The organism is Candidatus Competibacter denitrificans Run_A_D11 (genome assembly GCF_001051235.1).
Lineage (GTDB): Bacteria > Pseudomonadota > Gammaproteobacteria > Competibacterales > Competibacteraceae > Competibacter_A > Competibacter_A denitrificans.
The window spans coordinates 1-20,505 of record NZ_CBTJ020000017.1; the positions used below are offsets into that span (position 1 = coordinate 1).

Genomic DNA, 20,505 nt, shown 5'->3' on the forward strand with positions numbered 1-20,505 from the left:
GCTTTTTATCTGCTCTATATCACCTAGACCCATCAACCCTTGCACACCTTCAATGAACTTGTCCAAAAATGACCTTAAACGGTTGACTTGCAACACAGAATAAACGGGATTTACGTTAATTTAGTCAGGCGTATTGTCCGCAGTCGGCCTAAACTTGATTGATCCGCACGCTGTGGATGCGCGCTAGCGAAAATCCACCGGTAATTGAGGACAATCCACCATGTATGAATTCCTGCAATACCAAGTTCGCGACGCCATGACCGTCGATCCCATCATCATCACCCCGACAGCGAAACTACATGAAGCCGAAGCACTGTTCGAGACCCACGACTTTAACGGTGTGCCGGTGGTTGATGACCGACAACAGTTGGTCGGTATCCTGACCAAATTCGATGTACTCAAGGCGTTCAGCCTCGCGTCACAGGCCATCGCACCGCATTACCACGACATTATGGAACAGCCAGTGACAAGGGTGATGACCCGCGATCCCGTCAGCGTCGATCCGCAATTACCGTTAAGCCGTTTGCTGCAAAAGCTCGTGGAAATGCGTACCAAGAGCCTACCGGTTGTGGAGAACGGTCGGCTGGTGGGGATCATCGCGCGGGAAGATGTCCTGAGAGCACTGCGACGGGCCACGCTCGAGCATGAAATTCCGGTCCACGAGGATCAGCGGCCATGACAACTCTGCTCTACACGCACGCAGCTTGCTTAGAGCACGATCCTGGGCCTGGCCATCCTGAGTCTTCCGCCCGATTAAGCGCGATTCTTGCCGCTCTTAAAGCGCCCCAGTTCGCGGCGCTGCAATGGCGAGAGGCGCCCACCGCCACCGTTGAACAGTTGGCCCGCATTCATACCCCCGCCCATATTGAGCGCACCTTGTCGCACATCCCGCGAAATGGCTACCAGGCTATCGATGGCGATACGGTGGTTTCCCCGCAGTCGGGCACCGCTGCCCTGCGCGCGGCGGGCGCTGTTTGCGCGGCCGTCGATGCCGTTTTGCAAGGCGAAGCCAACAGCGCCTTTTGTGCCATTCGCCCTCCTGGCCATCACGCTGAACCCAATCAAGCCATGGGCTTTTGTCTGTTCAACAATATCGCCATCGGGGCTGCCCACGCGCGGGCTGTTCATGGCCTGGAACGGGTGGCCGCCATCGATTTTGACGTGCATCACGGCAACGGCACGCAAGCGGCTTTCGAACACGACCCGGCCTATCTCTACATCTCCACACATCAAGCCTACATCTATCCAGGCACGGGTCGCCGTGACGAGCGCGGGATAAATAACATCGTCAATATCCCCTTGCTGGCCAACAGCGGCACCGCCGAACTGCAACACGCCTGGCAAGAAGATATAGAACCGGCGCTGCGACGCTTTCAACCACAGCTCATTCTGATTTCAGCGGGTTTTGACGCGCATCGCCTGGACCCGTTGGCCGGGCTTACCTTTACTGAAACAGATTATGCGTGGCTAACGGAGCAAATTCTGGCAATAGCGGCTGAATTCGCACAAGGGCGGGTCGTTTCGGCTCTGGAGGGTGGCTATAACCTATCGGCTTTAGCCGCCAGTACGGCGGCTCATGTCAAAGCCTTGATGCAAGCCGATTGAGCGTGTCCAATATCGCCCGAGCGCGTTAAAAGCGGCAACAATCTGGTTCGCTAAGGCAGCAACACGGTCGAGCCGGTCGTCTTGCGCGCTTCCAGATCGCGGTGGGCTTGGGCGGTTTCCGCTAGGGGATAGGTTTGGCGTACCTCGATTTTCACCGCACCCTTCAAGACCACCTCAAACAGTTCACTGGCGCTGGCTGCCAAATCCGCACGCTCGGCCGTATAAGCCATCAAGCTGGGCCGAGTCAGAAACAGCGAACCCTTGGCAGCGAGAATGCCGGGATCGAACGCCTGTACCGGACCCGAAGCATTGCCAAAGCTGACCATCATCCCCAAGCGGCGCAGGCAATCCAGAGACCCCATAAAAGTCGCCTGACCGACCGAATCGTAGACGGCCGCCACGCCTTGACCGTTGGTAATTTCCCGGACTCGCTCGGTGAAATTCTCGCGGCTATAGACGATGACGTGATGACAACCGTGGGCGCGGGCCAGTTCGGCTTTCTCGTCGCTGCCGACTGTACCGATGACGATTGCACCCAGATGCCGTGCCCATTGGCTAGCGATTAAACCAACCCCACCGGCGGCGGCGTGCAGCAAAATGGTATCACCCGCTTGGACGCGATACGTGCGGCGCAACAAATATTGTGCAGTCATCCCTTGCAGCATCATGGCGGCGGCGGTTTGATCGTCGATGGCGTCGGGCAAAGCCACTACCCGATCAGCCGGCATCAGCCGGACTTCGGCGTAAGCGCCGACCGGCGGGCTGGCATAGGCCACCCGATCCCCCACTTTGAATTCGGTTACGCCTTCACCGACGGCTTCGATGCGACCCGCGCCTTCCATGCCCAAAGTCCAGGGCAGCGACGGCAGCGGATACAGACCCGTGCGGTGATAGACGTCGATATAGTTCAATCCGACCGCGCCATGTCGGATGCGAACTTGATCAGGACCGGGATCGCCAATTTCGACATCTTCCCAGCGTAGAACTTCAGGGCCACCAGGTTGGTGAATGCGGATCGCTTTGGGCATGGGGTTCTCCCTGGAGAGTATTCGAGATGAGATTGTTTGAATACGGCGTTATGTCAGGAACGCCAGGTGGTGGACGGTCATAGAGATCGGATCGGACAGCAGCTCGCGCTGCTCAGAGAAGATCGAGTGACTCGCGGTCATGGGGCAGAACCTCAGTCGCTAACTTTCGGTCCATCGTGGCAAGTCGCCCACCGTTGGCTTGCGCGAGGGCGAGCAAGTAACTATCCGTAACCCGCGCGTGACTAGAAAGGTGCGTTGGGGCAACGTGAGCGTTGTCAGCAATACTGATGCTGTCCGGCCAGAACTCATGCCCCGGTAGCGCCCGAATCGCCGCCAACGATTGCGCTACTACACTCGGTGGTCCAGGTGAGTTCGGGTATCTCGGATGTCCTACGATTCTCAGCAACCCGTTCTCGGTGATCGGGCAGGTCGCAAAATGCGCGTGTCCGGTTCGGGCGAACCAGTCATGTGCTTGGTCGTGCTGGACATGGGCGGGGTCCATCAGCGCGATCAGAACATTCACGTCCAACAGGAACGCAGTCACGGCCGCTCATCGCGCAGTTGGTTCACGAGTTCGAGGGTCACCGGCGCGGCGTCCTGACGCACAGGTAGCAGAGGGATGCCATTCCGCTCTGTTGGCGTGATGCTTGTCCCACCCGCCAGGCCCCGCCTGGCCAACGCAGAGATAATTTGACCCACCGATTTCTTCTCGCGTTCCGCAAGGTGCTTTGCGGCCGCGAGCACATCGTCATCAATACCCAGTGTCGTCCGCATTTCCGGCGCTCCAAACCCTATGTGATGCGCAACATCCTACATCGCGCATCCATTCCAGGCAATTTGACTACACCATACGGAATTTAGAATAACTCAGTCACCCCAAACACCGCCTTGCATTCTGGAACAACCGTAACCACGGCCCATCCTGACCCCAACCATCGGGACGCCAGGAATATTGCACCGCGCGGAATACCCGCTCCGGGTGCGGCATCAAAATGGTGAAACGGCCATCGCGGCTGGTCAGGCCAGTGATGCCGCCCGGCGATCCATTGGGATTGGCCGGATAGCGTTCGGTCGGTTGGCCGAGGTTATCGACGAAACGCAAAGCCACCACGCCCGCCGCCAGCGCTGCGGCCGCGCCATCTGGCGTGCGAAACTCGGCTCGCCCCTCGCCATGCGCGACCGCAATCGGCAGGTGCGACCCTTCCATCCCTTGCAGGAATAAGGAAGGCGACGGCAACACTTCAACCAGACTCAAGCGCGCCTCGAATTGCTCCACCCGATTGCGGACGAAATGCGGCCACAACTCCGTTCCGGCAATCAATTCGTGCAGGTTGGACAGCATTTGGCAGCCGTTGCAGATGCCCAAGCCGAAACTGTCGGAGCGGGCGAAGAAGGCGGCGAACTCGTCGCGGGCGCGCGAGTTGAACAGAATGGATTTGGCCCAGCCCTCGCCCGCGCCCAGCACGTCGCCGTAAGAAAATCCTCCGCAGGCGGCGATGCCGTGAAAATCCGCCAACGACACCCGCCCGGCGATGAGGTCGCTCATGTGGACATCGACCGCCGCGAACCCGGCGCGGTCGAAGGCCGCCGCCATTTCGATTTGGCCGTTGACGCCTTGCTCGCGCAGAATGGCGACCCGTGGCCGCGCGCCGGTGGCGACTAATGGAGCCGCCAAGCCCTCGGCGGGATCGAAGGTCAAGCGGACATGCAAACCCGGATCGGTCGGATCGCAGGCCGCCTCGAATGCCTCTCGCGCACAGTCAGGATGATCGCGCAACGCTTGCAGCCGGTAGCTGGTTTCCGACCACAGCCGCCGTAATTCCGCGCGAGTGGCAGCAAAGACGATTTCGCCACCGAAGCGTAGCATCAGCCGATCTTCACTATTGGGCGCACCGATGACATGGCTACAATCGCCCAACCCGGCATCGGCCAACGCCGTCAGCACCGCATTTCGATCTGCCGCGCGGATCTGGAGCACCGCACCCAATTCTTCGGAAAATAGCGCAGCCAGGCCAGGTTCAACCCTCACCCCTAACTCCTCTCCCAACGGCAGAGGGGGATCAGAAGTGGCCAGATCATCCAATAGCACCGTCACCCCGCAGCCACCGGCGAACATCATTTCCGCCAGCACCGCCAACAAGCCGCCATCGGATCGGTCGTGATAGGCCAACAGCCGCCCCGCCGCGTTTAACGACTGGATCGCCGCGAAAAAAGCGGCCAAACCTTCGGGTGAATCGACATCAGGAACGGTGTCGCCCCACTGGTTGTAAACCTGGGCCAAGGCCGAACCGCCTAGCCGATTTTTACCACGACCGAGATCAATCAGAATCAGATCGGTATCGCCGAGATCGGTGCGCAATTGCGGGGTCAGCGTCCGTCGCACGTCCAGCACCGGCGCAAAGGCCGAGACAATCAGCGACAAGGGCGCGACCACGCTTTTGCGCTCGCCGCACTCCTCCCAGACGGTTTTCATCGACAGCGAATCCTTGCCAACCGGAATGGCGATGCCCAATGCCGGACACAGTTCCATACCCACCGCGCGCACGGTGTCGAACAGCTTGGCGTCCTCGCCGGGATGTCCCGCCGCCGCCATCCAGTTGGCCGACAGTTTTACATCCCCGATTTGGCCGATGCGGGCGGCGGCGATGTTGGTCAGCGCCTCAGCCACCGCCATGCGGCCGGAGGCGGGTGCGTTCAGCACCGCCAACGGCGTGCGTTCGCCCATCGCCATCGCCTCGCCGGTATTAACGTCGAAACTGGTGGCGCTCACGGCGACATCGCCGACCGGAACCTGCCACGGCCCGACCATCTGGTCGCGACAGACCAAGCCGGTCACGGTGCGGTCGCCGATGGTGATGAGAAAGCTCTTGTCCGCGACCGCCGGCAAGCGCAGCACCCGCGCCACGGCGTCCGCAAGGTCGATGCCGCTAAAATCGAAGGGCGGCGCGGCGGTCGGCACATGGCGGACATCGCGCAGCATCTTCGGCGGCTTGCCAAATAAAACGTCCATCGGCAAATCCACCGGCTGGTCGGCAAACTGGCGATCCGTCACCCGCAACACTGGCTGCTCGGTAGCGACGCCGATCACCGCATAAGGACAACGCTCGCGCTCGCACAAGGCTCTAAAATTCGCTAAACCTTCGGCGGCAATAGCCAACACATAGCGTTCCTGCGCCTCGTTACACCAGATTTGCATCGGCGACATGCCGGGATCGTCATTCGGCACTTCCCGCAACTCGAAAGAACCGCCCCGCCCCGCACCGTGGACGATTTCCGGCACGGCGTTGGACAACCCGCCCGCGCCAACATCGTGTACCGAAAGAATCGGATTGGCCTCGCCCAGCGCCACGCAACGGTCGATGACTTCCTGCGCCCGGCGCTGCATTTCCGGGTTGCCACGCTGCACCGAGGCGAAATCCAAATCCTCGTGTGAGCTGCCCGCCGCCATGCTGGAGGCCGCGCCGCCGCCCAGACCGATCAGCATCGCCGGCCCGCCCAGCACGACAATCGCGGTACCGGGCGGTAATTCCGCCTTGTGGACGTGCGGCTCGCGGATATTACCGAGGCCACCGGCGATCATGATCGGCTTGTGATAACCGCGCCGCTGACCGTCGGGGCCGTGTTCCTCGAAGGTGCGGAAATAACCGGCGAGATTGGACCGCCCGAACTCATTATTAAAAGCCGCCGCGCCGATAGGCCCTTCCAGCATGATGTCCAGCGCCGATGCGATCCGGCCTGGTTTGCCGTAATCCCGCTCCCACGGCTGGGCGAATTCGGGAATGCGCAGGTTGGACACCGAAAAGCCGCACAGCCCAGCCTTGGGTTTTGCGCCGCGTCCGGTCGCACCCTCGTCGCGGATTTCGCCGCCGGAGCCGGTCGCCGCGCCGGGAAAGGGGGAAATCGCGGTCGGGTGGTTGTGGGTTTCCACCTTCATCAAGATATGCACCGCTTCCGGGTGATAGCGGTACTGGCCATCGTGGGAATCCGGGAAAAATCGGCCAGCGGGAAACCCGGTCATGACCGCCGCATTGTCGTTATAGGCCGACAGTACATGGTCGGGATGATGTTGGTGCGTGTTGCGGATCATCGCAAACAGCGATCTCGCCTGTGCCGCGCCGTCGATGATCCAGTCGGCATTGAAAATCTTATGGCGGCAATGCTCGGAATTGGCCTGCGCGAACATCATCAATTCGACATCGGTGGGATTGCGCGCCAGCCGACTAAAGCTATCCAACAGATAATCGATTTCGTCGTCCGACAGCGCCAGGCCCAACTCTCGATTCGCGGCGGTTAATGCCTCACGGCCGCCGCCGAGCACATCCACCGTTGCCAGCGGCGCGGGTTCGGCTTGGGAGAATAATACGGTGGGATCGTCGGTCGGCCCCAGCACGACTTCCGTCATCCGATCATGCAGCAGCGGTTTTAGGGCGACCATCTCAGCATCGGTTAATGGTCGTACGTAATCCAAATAATAGGCCACGCCGCGTTCAATGCGCCGAACCTGCCGCAACCCGCAATTGTGAGCGATATCGGTCGCCTTGGACGACCAGGGCGAAATGGTGCCGGGGCGAGGCGTGACTAAAAACAAGGGAGCGCCATCAGAACGCGCCTCGGTCGCGTTAGGGCCGTATTGGAGCAACCGATCCACCAACTCACGCTCGTGAACGGCGACACTCCCATCGACGAAATGGACAAATTCAGCACGGAGGCCCGTGACGACCCCAACTGATTGACGCAGTATCGCCAGCAGTTTTTCTAAACGAAAAGGCGACAACGCAGGGTTTCCACGGAAACGCAACATCGCGGGGTGTGCTCCTGGCTTAGCGATAAATTTGAATAATACCAGCAATTTTCTGTCACTTGATCTTCAACTACCGGTCTACTCGGTATTGAGCCAACCTTAAAAAGGCTTTTATCAGGGTATTCGCTGGCTTATTAATTGGCTTTGGCATATTTATTGATACACTTCCTTTGGTTTTTAACTTTAATTTCACTACTGAGCCAGCACCACTGCACCCTTCAATGTCCCGATGGAGCCGGTTTTTAACTCACGCTAAACCCGATACGGTGGTGTACGCCACCCGCAATCGTGTCGCGCTGGAACAGCTACGGCTATTCCATAGCAATACCTTGGTCAGCCAGACGATGAGCCTGATCATCGGTATCCTCATCGCCATTGTCTTTTGGTCAACGGGGGAAAAAGTTGAGCTAATCACCTGGTTCTTGCTGGTCCTTCTGGCAGCTGGGATACGCTTAACCCAAAGCAGGCGCTTTTCTCGGCTAACCCTGGATCATGCCACTGCGACTTCAAGAATAGCGGCCTGGGAACATTGGAGTCGGGCTGCCGCCCTGATGTCAGGTGTCATCTGGGGAAGTGGTGCTGTTGGCTTGTATCCGGTGGACGACCCGCATCGGGAACTCTTTTTATGCCTGATGATGCTGGGTATGTGCTCTGCGGGAATGGCTTTGTTGGCACCGATACGGGGAGCCTTGTTGTTCTTTGCTGGCCCCATTTTGATTCCTTTGTGCCTCCTTTGCCTGTCGAAGGGCGGCTTTATGTATTCCATCATCGCGGTTTCCGCCCTTCTCAAGCTTTTTACTCTGGTGGTCAGCGCCGAGCGCTATCGGCACAACATTGCTGAAAATCAGCGCCTGCGTTTCGAAAATGAAGCTTTGGTGGAAAACCTGACTAGCTCGAAAGAAGCAGCTCTGGCGGCTAAAAACGAGGCCGACGCCGCCAATCAAGCGAAGAGCGAATTTCTCGCCAATATGAGCCACGAGATTCGCACGCCGATGAACGCTATCCTTGGATTAACCCAGCTAGGTCTTCAAGCGACGCCAGAACAACAGTTGGAGTATCTGGCCAAGATCAACGATTCGGCGGCATTACTACTCAACATCCTTAACGATATTCTGGATTTCTCAAAAATCGAGGCCGGCAAGATCAGCCTGGAGAAGATCAATTTCGATCTCTATGAACTCGTCGATTCGCTGACGTGCATTATCGATGCCCAAGCTAAAGTCAAAGATCTCGATTTCAAAGTCGAGATTGCGCCGGAAATGCCTCGGTATGTCACGGGAGACTCGCTCCGACTGCGGCAAATTGTCATGAACCTGGCAAACAACGCGGTTAAATTTACCGAGCGTGGCCACATCGTTCTTAAAATCACCTGCATGGCCACGAACGACCATAGCATCCTGCTTCACTGTTCAATCACGGACACGGGCATTGGCCTCACGCCTGAGCAGAAAACCCGCTTGTTTCACGCATTCTCGCAAGCGGATACTTCGACCACGCGAAAATTTGGTGGCACGGGGTTGGGTCTCGTTATCGCCAAGCGGCTGGTCGAATTGATGGATGGTGAGATCGCTGCCGAAAGCACCCACGGCCAGGGCAGCACGTTCTATTTTTCCGTACCGCTCGCTGTGGCCGAAGACCCCATCCGTAAGATCTCACCGTCACCCGGCCTGGATGAGCCTAACGGCGACTCCTATCAAGCCCAGTTGCGGGGCGCGCGCGTACTGGTTGCAGAGGATAACGCGCTCAATCAGGAAGTCATCCAGGAATTTTTAGCCAGGGCCGGCATACACGTCACCCTGGTCGGCAACGGCTTGGAAGCCATTGAGAGGGTCCAACACCAATCGTTCGATGTGGTGTTAATGGACTTGCAGATGCCGGTGATGGATGGTCTTGAGGCAGCGCGAGAATTGCGTAAAATCCCCCAATCGGCCAAGACACCGATCATCGCGCTGACCGCTAACGTGTTCCAAGCCGATATTGAGCGCTGCATCGCGGCCGGAATGAACGATCATGTTGGCAAACCGATCAAGGTGGAAGCATTGTTTTCCAAACTTGAGACATGGCTAAAACACGCCGGTTTCCAGCCACCCGAAGAAACCGTGCCCTCCCCACAATCGCCACCGACGGAACCGGAGATGACCCAGGCCCAGATCCCCAGCGCACCACCAGACCCGGATATTGCCACCGCGCTCGCCCGGATCGGCAACAACGAGGGATTGTTTCTTAAGTTAGTGGCGTTATTCCGGCAATCGGAAGCGGAGACCCCCCAGCGGCTGCGGCAAGCCTTGGCAGCCCACGATGCCGAATTAAGCCACCGGCTGGCGCACACGCTGAAATCCACTGCCGGTACTATGGGTGCCAACCGGCTCCAAGCCGCCGCGCTCGTCATCGAACAAATTCTGCGGGTGGGCGGAGAGATCAGCGAGGGTTTGTTGGTCGATTTGGAGGCTGCCCACGCGGAGGCGATGGCCGGACTGGCGGCGTTCGAATCCCGTGCCGGCGCCGGATAATTCTGGCGCTACGGTCTGCGGCTGGCTACTTCGCCAGTCGCAGTAAACTACTCAAGCCGTGCTCTTCCAGAAAGGCGTTGGCCCGCTCGCGGATCGCAGTGGCATCGTCGAAGGTCGTAACCTCGGCCAGCAAATCTTGAGCGGCGCGATAGCCGATGCTGCGAATCATCCATTTGATCTTGAGCACGCTGCCTAAATTCATGCTTAAGCTGTCGGCTCCCATGGCCAGCAGCAACAATGCCGATGCCGGATCGCCCGCCATTTCCCCGCAAATACCCACGGGCCGGCCGGCGGCTTGCACCCTCTCGACGACATAGCGGACCACGCCCAAAACCGCCGGATGCAACGGATCGTAAAGTTTTGCTACACGGTCATTATTGCGGTCCACTGCCAGCAGGTATTGAGTCAGATCGTTCGTGCCGATAGAAGCAAAATCGACCATGCGGATTAGCGTATCGATCTGGTAAGCCGCCGAGGGTACCTCGACCATGATGCCGACCCGTGGCGGCTCGACCGCTAAACCGCTATCGCACAGTTCGCTCCGCGCCGCCCGCAACAGTTCTAACGCTTCGCGCAATTCGCCGGCACTGCTGATCATGGGAAATAAGATCGACAAATTCGCATGTTCCGCGCCCGCCCGCAGCATCGCCCGCAATTGGGCTTTGAAGAGATCTGGCTGGTCCAGGCTGATGCGGATACCGCGCCAACCCAGGAACGGATTCTGTTCGTTGATCGGGAGATAGGGCAGCGACTTGTCGCCGCCCACATCCAGTGTGCGCAGTACGACCGGGTGCGGTTCCATGATCCGCAGGACTCGCGCGTAGACCAATGACTGCTCTTCCTCACCGGGGAAATCGTCGCGCAGAAAAAAATGCAGCTCGGAGCGGTATAAGCCGATGCCATCCACTCCGCTATTACGCGCAGCGGCAATGTCGGCAAACAGTCCAGAATTGGCGTGTAACTCGACCCGTCGTCCATCGGGAGTCTCCGCCGGCAGGTCGCGCAAATGCTGCAACCCCCGCGACATCTCCGCTTCTTCGTCGATTAATCTCAGGTACTCTTGCCGCAGCGCCGGGCTGGGCTGGATACACGCCCGCACGGTGTAGCCATCCACCACCACTTCACGGCCGTTGAGACGGCCTGGCGGTAAATTGCTGATCCCGAATACGGCTGGAATGCTCAAACCGCGTGCCAGGAGAGCGACATGGGAGGTGCCGGTACCATGCACTGAAACCAAACCCTTCAGTTTCTCAGGCGGCACATCCAGCAACTGGGAAACACTGATTTCCTCCCCCATCAAAATGGTGTTGTCGGGATATTCACGATTGACCACCTGTTCGACCTGTAACCGGTTCAGCAGTCGCTGCCCAAGATCGAGAATATCGGCAGAACGTTCCTTCAGGTAGGAATCATCCATCTCGGTGAAGATATCGGCGTATTCGAGCACGGTGGCACGCAAGGCCCCCGGCGCCCAATTGCCCGCGTGAATACGCTCTAAGGTGCCGTTGACCAAGCTATCGCTACCCAACAACAAGGCATAAGCATCCAGCAAGGCCCGATCTCCAGGCGATAGCAATAACCGCATCCGCTCACCAAGCCGCTGTAGCTCGGCCAATTCTGCCGCAACCGCTTCCCGGAATCGGGTGGCCTCTGCTACCGGGTCGTTGATATCCTTGTCCGGCACTTGTGCCAAGGCCGTCGCCGGGAAGACCACCACGGCCTCTCCTAGTGCCAGACCGCGGGCGCTAGCCACACCCTCCAAAAACAGGGTTCCAGAAAGTGCGTCATCGCCCAGACGCGCCAACACCTGACGGATTTCGCTGGAATTGATGCAACCGGCTAGCTGGGCGGCCAGCGCTACCAAAAACGCTTCTTCGTCGGCGGTATATTTGCGCTGCTCGCGCTGCTGAGCGACCAAAACGCCGAGTACCCGCCGTCGGCGGATAATGGGCACCCCGATGAAGCCGTGGAACGGTGATTCGCCAGTCGCCGCGATATAGCGAAAGGCCGGATGGGCGGGCGCATCATCGACGTTGATCGGCTCGGTGCGACTGGCAGCCAAGCCCGTCAAGCCCTGCTCGAACTTCAGCCGTACCTTACCGACCGCGCTGGGACGCAAGCCGTCTGTCGCCATCAGGACCAACTCACCACGACTGTGGTCGGCCATGTAGACGGAACAGACATCGGTATGGAGAGCGGCTTTGACTTCCGTGACGATCAGGCTAAAGGCTTCGCTTGGGTTACGAACCGCATTGATGGCCTGCACGATGCGCCGCAAGGTATCCAGCATGGAATCATCCTTAAACGAGCGAGTAGCGACCGAGTGGCAAGGCTCAGCGTCGCGACCAGTGGCGAGGACCCGACGCTGTCGAGCGCACTATGCAACTTTCTTCCAAGGCCGCAGTGCCTGCTTGCTCCAGACCTGGCCCGATGAGGCTTGAATCCGATACACCGAACCGCCGCGTCGAGACTACCATGCGGGTAATCACCGGGTGATGACAGGTATCGACCCGCCGCAGGGGCACAATGAGGGGACGTTGGGGGGTTGCCACCGGCGCAATCGGCTCGGTGACTCGCGTGGAGTGGGCTGGATAGCGCATTCGGCCTGATGATGGGTCGCGCCGCATAGATCCCTCTTCACCCCGTTGCGCTGACCTGGTAGCCCTGGCGGTAGCCGCTAAGCGGGAGGAACGACCGGCAAACAGCAAAGGCGCCAACTCACGCAACGCTTGCCAATACACCTGCCGTTTGAACCAGACCACGGCGCGTAGAGGGTACCAGTAATCCACCCACTGCCAATAGTCGAATTCAGGGTGATCGGACAAATCGAGCCGTACTTCTTCTTCGTCGCCCAGCATCCGCAACAGAAACCAGACCTGCTTCTGGCCGATGCAGCTCTGTTTGTTACCCTGGCGGACTAAATGTTTAGGCAGCCGGTAACGCAGCCAGCCTCGGGTACAGCCGATCACTTGAACGTGTTCGGGCCGCAAACCGATTTCTTCAGCCAGCTCGCGAAACATGGCCTCTTCGGGCGATTCATCCCGCTGAATGCCGCCTTGGGGAAACTGCCAGGACCGTTGCCCGACCCGTCTCGCCCAGAACAAGCGCCCATGCTCGTTACACAGGATGATGCCGACGTTAAGCCTATAACCCTCCGAGTCGATCACGGTGGAACCAATCAGGTTGAAATTTAAGTATCTTTATTTTTTCATAATAAACGAATTTTGGCCATCCACATCTATTGACCACAACCCGGCCAATCCGTGCTGGAACCGGCTATGATCACTAGGGTGGTGCGCTGCCTTGAGTCGCCTCCCACCCACCGACTCCGCGCCGTCTGTTACCCGTTTCATCGAGGAACCTACGATGTATCGTCTCTGCTGCCTGTTCACCCTGCTGGCGCTGCTGTCCTTTCAAGCGCGCGCGCTTGATGATCCGTCATTGGCTGTACCCGCCGCCCAATACCTCCAGTCGATCCGCGATGGCCGTGACCCAGGTGGCCGACCGAGCACGGCGTTACTGGAACAGGCCGATCAGCAGGTCCGACAGAAAAACCTGACAGCCGCGATTGCCAGCTACGAAACCGCTATCGTTGGCGGTGCCAATCAGACCGCCACTTGGCTAACCCTCAGTCAGACCTGGCAAACCCGTTGGGCTGAACTCAGTAAAAGCGATACGGAAGCGCGTGAGCGAGCACGCGAAAAGGGTTCGCAAGCGGCCTGGAACGCTTTGCAAGCTGCCCGCCTGCCCTATGAGCGTGCGCGCGCACTGTTCCGGCTGGGTGAATTGTACGACCAGAACAAGGAGCCGAAAAAAGCCATCGCCGCATGGCGTGCCGCCTTAGAGTTGGAGGATAACCCGCGCATTGCCAAACGCTACCAGGATTTGTTGGAGGCTAACGCATTCCAGATTAAGGGCGTTGAGGTTGAATCAGACAGCGCCACCCCAAAGATTTGCCTGAAGTTTTCCGACGATCTGGCCAAGGACCGCAAGATACGCTACGAGGATTATCTGGTCATCCAACCGACCACCCAGATCTCCGTCAGTCCCAATGGAGACAAGCTATGCCTGGAGGGGGTCAGCCATGGTCAGGGTTATACGATCAAGGCGCGCGCCGGTATCCCATCCAACACTGGCGAAAAAACCCGCACCGGCCAGGATTTCACGGCGCAGGTTGAAGACCGCAAACCGACCTTGGGCTTTCGCGGCACAACTTACGTCCTACCGAAAGCCAGCGGCCAACAGTTACCGCTCATCAGCGTCAATCTCGACACGGCGCGGCTACGGGTATTGCGCATCCATGATCGCAATTTGCTCCAGCAGATCGACGGTCGGCGGATCACCGGCTTGCTGGATGGCCATGATCTGAAAGCCGTCGCCACTCGCTCTGGAGAACTGGTCTGGGAAGGCACCTTGACCTTGGCGAGCGGTGAACGTAATCAGGAAGTGACCACCGCCATTCCGATCAGCGAGATTCTGCGCGATCCGCAAACCGGCATCTACATCGTCGCCGCTGAACCGACTAAGGAAGATCCCGAAAGTTATGAAGATCGGGCCACTCAATGGCTGGTCGTCTCCGACACCGGCTTGTTCACCCTGCGTGGCAATGACGGTCTCCATGTATTCGCCCGGTCGTTGGCTACGACCCAACCGCTAGCCAAGCTGGAATTGCGGTTGTATGCCCGCAATAACACGGAGTTGGGCAAAATCGTTACTGATGATAAAGGCTATGCTCGGTTCGATCCGGGCCTGCTGCGCGGGACCGGCGGTCGTGAACCCGCCGTGCTGATGGCGTTCGGTACGGGGGACTACAACTTTCTCGATCTGACCAAGCCAGCTTTTGATCTCAGCGACCGAGGGGTAGACGGCCGTGCCGCGCCTGGCCCAGTCGATGCCTTTCTGTACACGGAGCGGGGCGTTTATCGGCCGGGCGAAATCGTCGAGTTGATGACGTTGGTGCGGGATGGCCGAGGATCAGCCCACCCGGATACCCCGCTGACGCTAAAAGCATTTCGTCCCGACGAGGTAGAAATCGCCCGCTTACAACCGGCCGGCCCGGCGCTCGGTGGCTATCACGCCCGCTTACCGCTAGCGAGCAACGCCCGCACCGGCAATTGGACAGTGAAAGCTTACACCGATCCCAAGGGCGAGCCGGTCGGCCAAGTGAGCTTTCAGGTCGAGGATTTCGTCCCGCAGCGCCTGAAGCTGGAACTGAACTCGGCGGCGGCGGCGCTGAAGCCCGGCGAGCCGGCGGTGATCGATATTAGCGGGCGCTTCCTCTACGGTGCTCCGGCCGCCAATCTAAAAGCTGAGGCCGAGGTCGTGTTGCGTGAAGACCCCGACCCGTACCCGGCCTTCCCCGGCTACCGCTTCGGGCTGGTACAGGATAGCTGGACCGCCCAACGCTTCCCGGTGGCTTTGGCGGGTACTGATGCCCAGGGCAAGGCACAAGCCCAGGTCACTTTGCAAGAAACGCCCGACACCAGCCGACCGCTGCAAGCGCGGGTACGGGTGTTGCTGTTCGAGCCTGGTGGCCGACCCGTGACCCGCAGTCTGAATCTGCCTTATCGCAATCAGCCGTTCATGATCGGGATCAAGCCGCGCTTTAGCGACGATGGGGTAAAAACTGGCCAGGAAGCAGGGTTCGAGATCATCGCGCTAGATCAGCAAGGCCAAGCCCAAACCAAGAATGGACTGCGCGCCGAGTTGATGCGTGAGGAGCATCAATATTACTGGTATCACGATGATGGCCGCTGGAATTACAAAATGGTGATCCGCGACAGTGCGCCGGTAAACACCCAGACCTTGAACCTGGTTGCAGGGCAACCGGCCCTCGTGACACAACGCGGGTTGGAATGGGGTCACTATCGGCTGGAAGTGCGTGATCCGGTGACCGGCGTCGCCGCCAGCACGCGCTTCACCGCCGGCTGGTTCGAGAACCCGCAAGAAGGCGATACACCCGACCAATTAAAGGTCACCCTGGACAAACCACGCTATCAGGCCGGTGAAACCGCCAAGGTGTTTGTCCGGGCACCGTTCGCCGGTGAAATACTGTTGAACGTGGTCGGAGACCGCTTGTGGCTGAGCAAAACGGTCAGCGCTCCGGCAGACGGTACAACGGTGGAAATACCGATCTCCGCTGAGTGGGGGCCAGGCGTTTATATGGCCGCAACAGGCTTTCGGCCAGCGGATAAACCCAATCAGCGCGGGCCGGGCCGGGCTATCGGCGTCGCGTGGGTGGGGCTTGATCCCGCACCACGCACCCTCAACCTAGCGCTGAATGCGCCAACCGAATGGCGGCCCCGCCAGACGGTGGAAGTGCCGGTGACGGTGACTGGCGTCACATCCGATCAGCCAACTTACGTCACCTTGGCTGCCGTCGATGAAGGCATCCTGCAATTGACCGATTTCATAACCCCGGACCCGATTGCGTATTTCCTTGGTAAGCGACGGCTCGGTATGCGGGTGCTCGACCTGTACGGCAAGTTGATCGAAACCGGAGGACGAGCAGGACAACTGAAAGTGGGTGGCGATGCTGACAGCCGACAACTGGATGCATCGGGTGTGCGCACCGTCAAAACCTTAGCGCTGTTTTCCGGCCCGGTGAAGCTGGATACGAATGGACAGGCCAAGATTCCGCTGGCGTTGCCTGATTTCAACGGCCAGATCCGCTTGATGGCAGTGGCGTGGGACCGCGACCGGGTTGGGCGCGCGGAAATCGCGCCGTTAGTCCGTGATCCGCTGGTTGCACGGGTTTATTTGCCGCGCTTCCTCGCCCCAGAGGACGAAAGCCGCATTACCGTCACCGCACAAAATGTGAACGCGCCGCCGGGTGATTACCGCATCCAATTGAGCGCGACCGGTGCAGTGGCGGTCGGCGAGGCAAGCCCGTTCGTTCTCACCGTCACCCAGTCCACCAGCCAAACGTCGGAAACCCGAACCTTTGTTTTGCGTGGGATCGCCCCAGGCGTCGGCCGAGTCCAGTTGAAGGTGGAGGGACCCAACGGTTTCCAGCTAACAAGGGAAACGGAAATCAATGTGCGCCCTGCACAGACCATCACCACGGCCCACAGTGCTCAGCGACTAAAACCGGGTGAATCCCTGCGGCTTGATACCGCACTCTTGCGCGACTACTTCCCAGGCACTGGCCGGGCCAGACTGAGCCTCAGTAGCCGACCCAACCTCAATGTGCCTGAACTGCTGGCGCGGTTGGATCGTTATCCTTACGGCTGTTTGGAGCAGACCACGAGCCGCGCGCTGCCGTTGCTGTATTTCAACCAAGTCGCCGAGGTTTGGGCCGGGCAAACTACCGCCGAAGCAGGGCTAAGGGCACGGATGCAAGAGGCAATCCAGCGTGTTGTGGCCTTGCAGGACGCTGGCGGGGGATTCGGCTTGTGGACTCCGAGCAGTGAGGTGGAGGACTGGCTGTCGGCGTATGCGATGGATTTTCTGGTGCGTGCCCGCCAGGAGCACTACCTTGTCCCTGAGGCAGGTTATCAGCGGGGTCTCACCCACTTGCGGGAGCGGCTGAACGCGGACGAATTTGAGGAGCCACAGCTCGCCTGGCGCGCTTACAACCTGTATGTTTTGGCGCGAGTTGAGCAAGCTCCTATCGGCGATTTGCGCTATCTGCACGACAACTACTTGAAAAAGCTACCGACTCCGTTGGCTCAAGCGCAACTGGGCGCCGCGCTGGCACGGTACGGGGAGCTGGAAAGGGCTAAGGTCGCTTTCACTGCCGCGTTAGAACGGAACAACCGGGCAGAGTCAGCGCATGATTACGGCAGTCCGTTGCGTGACCGAGCTGCACTGTTGGCCCTGCTCGCCGAATCGGGGTTACTGCCTGAGCGCGTACCTTCCCTGGCTGAGGAATTGGCCGCCACCAGTCATCAGCGCAGCCATACCAGTACCCAGGAACAAGCCTGGTTACTGCTGGCCGCCCGCGCGTTGCTGCAACAACGTGGCCCCTTACAAGTGGCGGTGAACGGGCAACCGACGGCCCGTGATCCCTTGTATCTCGCGCCCACTCCAGAACAACTGACCAGCGGAATGACCGTCACCAATCAGGGCAGTGATCCGGCGTGGACCGCGCTGGATCTGAGTGGCGTGCCGCTCGCTCAGCAACCGCCCGCGCGGGAAGGATTCACCATCAGCCGCCGCTATTACACCCGCACCGGTAAAGAGGTGGACGCAACTCAAATCCGCCAAAACGATCTTTTAGTGGCAGTGATTAGCGGGGAAGCTCACGGCCAGGAGTCCCAGCAGGCATTAGTGGTCGATTTGCTACCGGCTGGGCTTGAAATCGAGAATGCCCGTTTGGCGAACAGCGCGGCGGCGCCATCGGAAATCGCCTGGCTACCGCAATTAGCCGAAACCCGCTATAGCGAATTTCGCGATGATCGTTTTGTTGCAGCGTTGGATATCGGCCCGGACGACAAGCGTAATTTTACCTTAGCCTATCTGGTTCGGGCGGTTACCTCAGGCCTTTACCGACAACCAGCGGTCTACGTGGAAGATATGTATAAACCCTGGCAATTCGGCCGCGGTGCGATGGGCACCATCAAGGTGGAGTGAGCGGCTCAGTGTAGCCACACAAGTAATCAGCCAGCGAGGTGCCTTCTAGATGAAGGCAGCCTCGTTGGTGTAGACTAAATTCGTTTTCAATAAAAATTTGGCAAAATTCTTGCTTTGTTTGGGCAATAACAGCCACTACAGTAGGTTTAGATCATTTCAGTGGAACGGCGTTATTGAATGATCAAGCTCTGACCAGGGTATCGAAACTTAGACCACCCTTCTCGGCGTCAATTATTTGCACGAGCGTCTTGTCGATCCGATAAAAAATCGCCCCATGAATACCATTCTGATTGTTGATGACACGCCCGAAAACCTTTTACTGCTCAGTGAACTGCTGCAACCTCATTATCAGGTACGTGCTGCCAGTTCGGGCCGCCGGGCTTTGCAGGTCGCAACGACGAACCCCATTCCCGATCTGATCCTACTGGATGTCATGATGCCGGAGATGGATGGCTACGCCGTGCTGGCCCATTTACAGGCTGACCCGCGCACCGCCAGCATTCCTGTCATTTTCGTCACGGCTCTCGACCGTACCAGCGACGAAGAACGTGGTCTCAAGTTGGGTGCGGTGGATTACATCAGTAAACCGATTAAGCCAATGATCGTGCTGGCCCGGGTAAAAGCTCATATAGAACTCAAAGCCGCGCGCGATTTGCTGCAAAACCGTAACGCCACCCTTGAAGCTGAAGTGGCAAAACGGATGCAGGAAAATCTGCTCATCCAAGATGTAAGCATTCGAGCACTGGCCCATCTGGCTGAAATTCGCGATCCAGAAACCGGTAATCACCTGCGCCGCACCCAGGCTTATATCAATGTGCTGACCCAGCATCTACGGGAGCATCCACGTTTTGCTGATTTCTTAACTGAGCAAAATATACAGGCGATGGTGAAATCAGCGCCCTTACACGACATTGGCAAAGTAGGGATTCCCGATCATATTCTGCTCAAGCCCGGCAAATTGACGCCTGAAGAGTGGGAAATCATGAAAACCCACAGTCGCCTGGGCCGCGATGCCATTGAGCAAGCCGAGCGCGATACCGACCAGCCGGTGGAATTTCTGCGTATGGCCAAGGATATCGCCCACTACCACCACGAAAAATGGGACGGTTCCGGCTATCCGTCAGGGCTGGTTGGTGAAGCAATTCCGATCTCAGCACGATTGATGGCATTAGCCGACGTGTTTGATGCGTTGATTGCCCGGCGTGCCTACAAAGCACCCTTCCCGTTCCAAAAAGCCGCGACCATTATTTGCGAGGGGCGCGATAACCATTTCGATCCAGCGATTGTCGATGCCTTCCAGGCGGAGATGGATAAATTTGAAGCGATCTCGGTTCGTCACGCCGACAGCGAGGCGGATTGTCTCAACAAACTTGAGCAAGTCGCTGGCTTGCAGACCGGTAAATCCGCTGAGCGATCCGGTTGAAAAGCCAGAACAAGCGAAGCGCTGACCTGCAAATAACTGGAGTTTTGTACAACTAAAAGAAACGCGCCCGCTTCAGTATGATCGAAGCCGGGCGGTGTCGTGATTGGTCGGGGCGAGAGGATTTGAACCTCCGACCACCTGCACCCCATGCAGGTGCGCTACCAGGCTGCGCTACGCCCCGAATTGCGGCGGACCAGCCGCCGCGAAGGTGGGTAATGCTAATTTAATCGCTGGAGTTTGCCAAGCGTTTCGCACTGGGGCTGCCTATTGCGCTTCACCCTTAAACGCATCCACTCGCGCCTTGAGCTTTTGGCCCGGTCGAAACGTGACGACCCGCCGCGCGGTGATGGGGATTTCTTGACCCGTTTTCGGGTTGCGACCGGGCCGCTGGTTCTTGTCCCGCAGATCAAAATTACCGAAGCCGGACAGCTTTACTTGCTGGCCGCCTTCCAGTGCCCCGCGGATTTCCTCGAAGAAAATCTCGACCAATTCCTTGGCTTCGCGTTTGTTGATACCCAACTCTTCGAATAACCTTTCCGCCATGTCGGCTTTTGTAAGTGCCAT

11 protein-coding genes, 1 tRNA gene and 1 pseudogene are annotated in these 20,505 nt (G+C 58.6%); 5 read left to right on the forward strand and 8 right to left on the reverse strand.

Annotated elements, in window-relative coordinates; genetic code table 11:
* The first annotated feature begins 220 nt into the window (after window positions 1-220).
* Both BN873_RS01830 and BN873_RS01835 read left to right on the forward strand, forming a co-directional pair.
* Entirely contained in the window at window positions 221-679 is a 459-nt protein-coding gene (locus tag BN873_RS01830; protein WP_048670273.1) for a CBS domain-containing protein, read from the forward strand.
* Window positions 676-1,605, forward strand: coding sequence for a histone deacetylase family protein (locus BN873_RS01835; protein ID WP_048670274.1), 930 nt, complete (start codon window positions 676-678; stop codon window positions 1,603-1,605). The genes BN873_RS01830 and BN873_RS01835 overlap by 4 nt, the downstream gene beginning before the upstream one ends.
* A 50-nt stretch (window positions 1,606-1,655) precedes the next feature.
* On the opposite strand, the gene BN873_RS01840 is transcribed toward BN873_RS01835, so the two are convergent.
* From BN873_RS01840 to purL, 4 genes are all read right to left on the reverse strand, one after another.
* Entirely contained in the window at window positions 1,656-2,633 is a 978-nt protein-coding gene (locus BN873_RS01840; protein ID WP_048670275.1) for a quinone oxidoreductase family protein, read from the reverse strand.
* 112 nt (window positions 2,634-2,745) lie between these two features.
* Window positions 2,746-3,177 carry a TA system VapC family ribonuclease toxin gene (locus tag BN873_RS01845; RefSeq protein WP_082161038.1) on the reverse strand — a complete coding sequence of 144 codons (432 nt, stop codon included), beginning with the start codon at window positions 3,175-3,177 and terminating at the stop codon, window positions 2,746-2,748.
* Entirely contained in the window at window positions 3,174-3,407 is a 234-nt protein-coding gene (locus tag BN873_RS01850) for a hypothetical protein (protein WP_048670276.1), read from the reverse strand. Before BN873_RS01850 ends, BN873_RS01845 begins: the two co-directional genes overlap by 4 nt.
* A 97-nt stretch (window positions 3,408-3,504) precedes the next feature.
* Window positions 3,505-7,434, reverse strand: coding sequence for a phosphoribosylformylglycinamidine synthase (gene purL, locus BN873_RS01855; protein ID WP_048670277.1), 3,930 nt, complete (start codon window positions 7,432-7,434; stop codon window positions 3,505-3,507).
* A gap of 221 nt (window positions 7,435-7,655) precedes the next feature.
* Between purL and BN873_RS01860 the strand changes: the two genes are divergently transcribed.
* Window positions 7,656-9,944: a response regulator gene (locus BN873_RS01860; RefSeq protein WP_082161039.1), complete on the forward strand. Its 2,289-nt coding sequence runs from the start codon at window positions 7,656-7,658 to the stop codon at window positions 9,942-9,944.
* Window positions 9,945-9,969: 25 nt separating this feature from the next.
* Here the strand turns inward: BN873_RS01860 and ptsP are convergent, their stop codons facing one another.
* Both ptsP and BN873_RS21295 read right to left on the reverse strand, forming a co-directional pair.
* The gene (gene ptsP, locus BN873_RS01865) at window positions 9,970-12,234 is read right to left on the reverse strand and encodes a phosphoenolpyruvate--protein phosphotransferase (RefSeq protein ID WP_048670279.1); all 2,265 of its coding nucleotides are present in this window, start codon (window positions 12,232-12,234) and stop codon (window positions 9,970-9,972) included.
* A 358-nt stretch (window positions 12,235-12,592) separates the two neighbouring features.
* Window positions 12,593-13,111, reverse strand: a pseudogene (locus BN873_RS21295) (RNA pyrophosphohydrolase); the annotation flags it as partial.
* Between the two features lie 199 nt (window positions 13,112-13,310).
* On the opposite strand from BN873_RS21295, the gene BN873_RS01875 reads away from it, so the two are divergent.
* Window positions 13,311-18,518 carry an MG2 domain-containing protein gene (locus BN873_RS01875; protein ID WP_048670280.1) on the forward strand — a complete coding sequence of 1,736 codons (5,208 nt, stop codon included), beginning with the start codon at window positions 13,311-13,313 and terminating at the stop codon, window positions 18,516-18,518.
* Window positions 18,519-18,792: 274 nt separating this feature from the next.
* Window positions 18,793-19,941: a response regulator gene (locus BN873_RS01880; RefSeq protein WP_048670281.1), complete on the forward strand. Its 1,149-nt coding sequence runs from the start codon at window positions 18,793-18,795 to the stop codon at window positions 19,939-19,941.
* Window positions 19,942-20,045: 104 nt separating this feature from the next.
* Here the strand turns inward: BN873_RS01880 and BN873_RS01885 are convergent.
* Both BN873_RS01885 and ihfA read right to left on the reverse strand, forming a co-directional pair.
* Window positions 20,046-20,122, reverse strand: a tRNA-Pro gene (locus tag BN873_RS01885).
* An 83-nt stretch (window positions 20,123-20,205) separates the two neighbouring features.
* Complete coding sequence (gene ihfA, locus BN873_RS01890; RefSeq protein ID WP_048670282.1) at window positions 20,206-20,505, reverse strand: integration host factor subunit alpha; 300 nt, start codon at window positions 20,503-20,505, stop codon at window positions 20,206-20,208.

Excerpts from the sequence above, each read along its gene's own strand:
- BN873_RS01860 (WP_082161039.1), top strand. The coding sequence starts at position 7,656 with ATGTCCCGATGGAGCCGGTTTTTAACTCACGCTAAACCCGATACGGTG.
- ihfA (WP_048670282.1), bottom strand. The coding sequence starts at position 20,505 with ATGGCACTTACAAAAGCCGACATGGCGGAAAGGTTATTCGAAGAGTTG.
- purL (WP_048670277.1), bottom strand. The coding sequence starts at position 7,434 with ATGTTGCGTTTCCGTGGAAACCCTGCGTTGTCGCCTTTTCGTTTAGAA.
- BN873_RS01835 (WP_048670274.1), top strand. The coding sequence starts at position 676 with ATGACAACTCTGCTCTACACGCACGCAGCTTGCTTAGAGCACGATCCT.
- BN873_RS01840 (WP_048670275.1), bottom strand. The coding sequence starts at position 2,633 with ATGCCCAAAGCGATCCGCATTCACCAACCTGGTGGCCCTGAAGTTCTA.
- BN873_RS01830 (WP_048670273.1), top strand. The coding sequence starts at position 221 with ATGTATGAATTCCTGCAATACCAAGTTCGCGACGCCATGACCGTCGAT.
- BN873_RS01850 (WP_048670276.1), bottom strand. The coding sequence starts at position 3,407 with ATGCGGACGACACTGGGTATTGATGACGATGTGCTCGCGGCCGCAAAG.
- BN873_RS01880 (WP_048670281.1), top strand. The coding sequence starts at position 18,793 with ATGAATACCATTCTGATTGTTGATGACACGCCCGAAAACCTTTTACTG.
- BN873_RS01875 (WP_048670280.1), top strand. The coding sequence starts at position 13,311 with ATGTATCGTCTCTGCTGCCTGTTCACCCTGCTGGCGCTGCTGTCCTTT.
- ptsP (WP_048670279.1), bottom strand. The coding sequence starts at position 12,234 with ATGCTGGATACCTTGCGGCGCATCGTGCAGGCCATCAATGCGGTTCGT.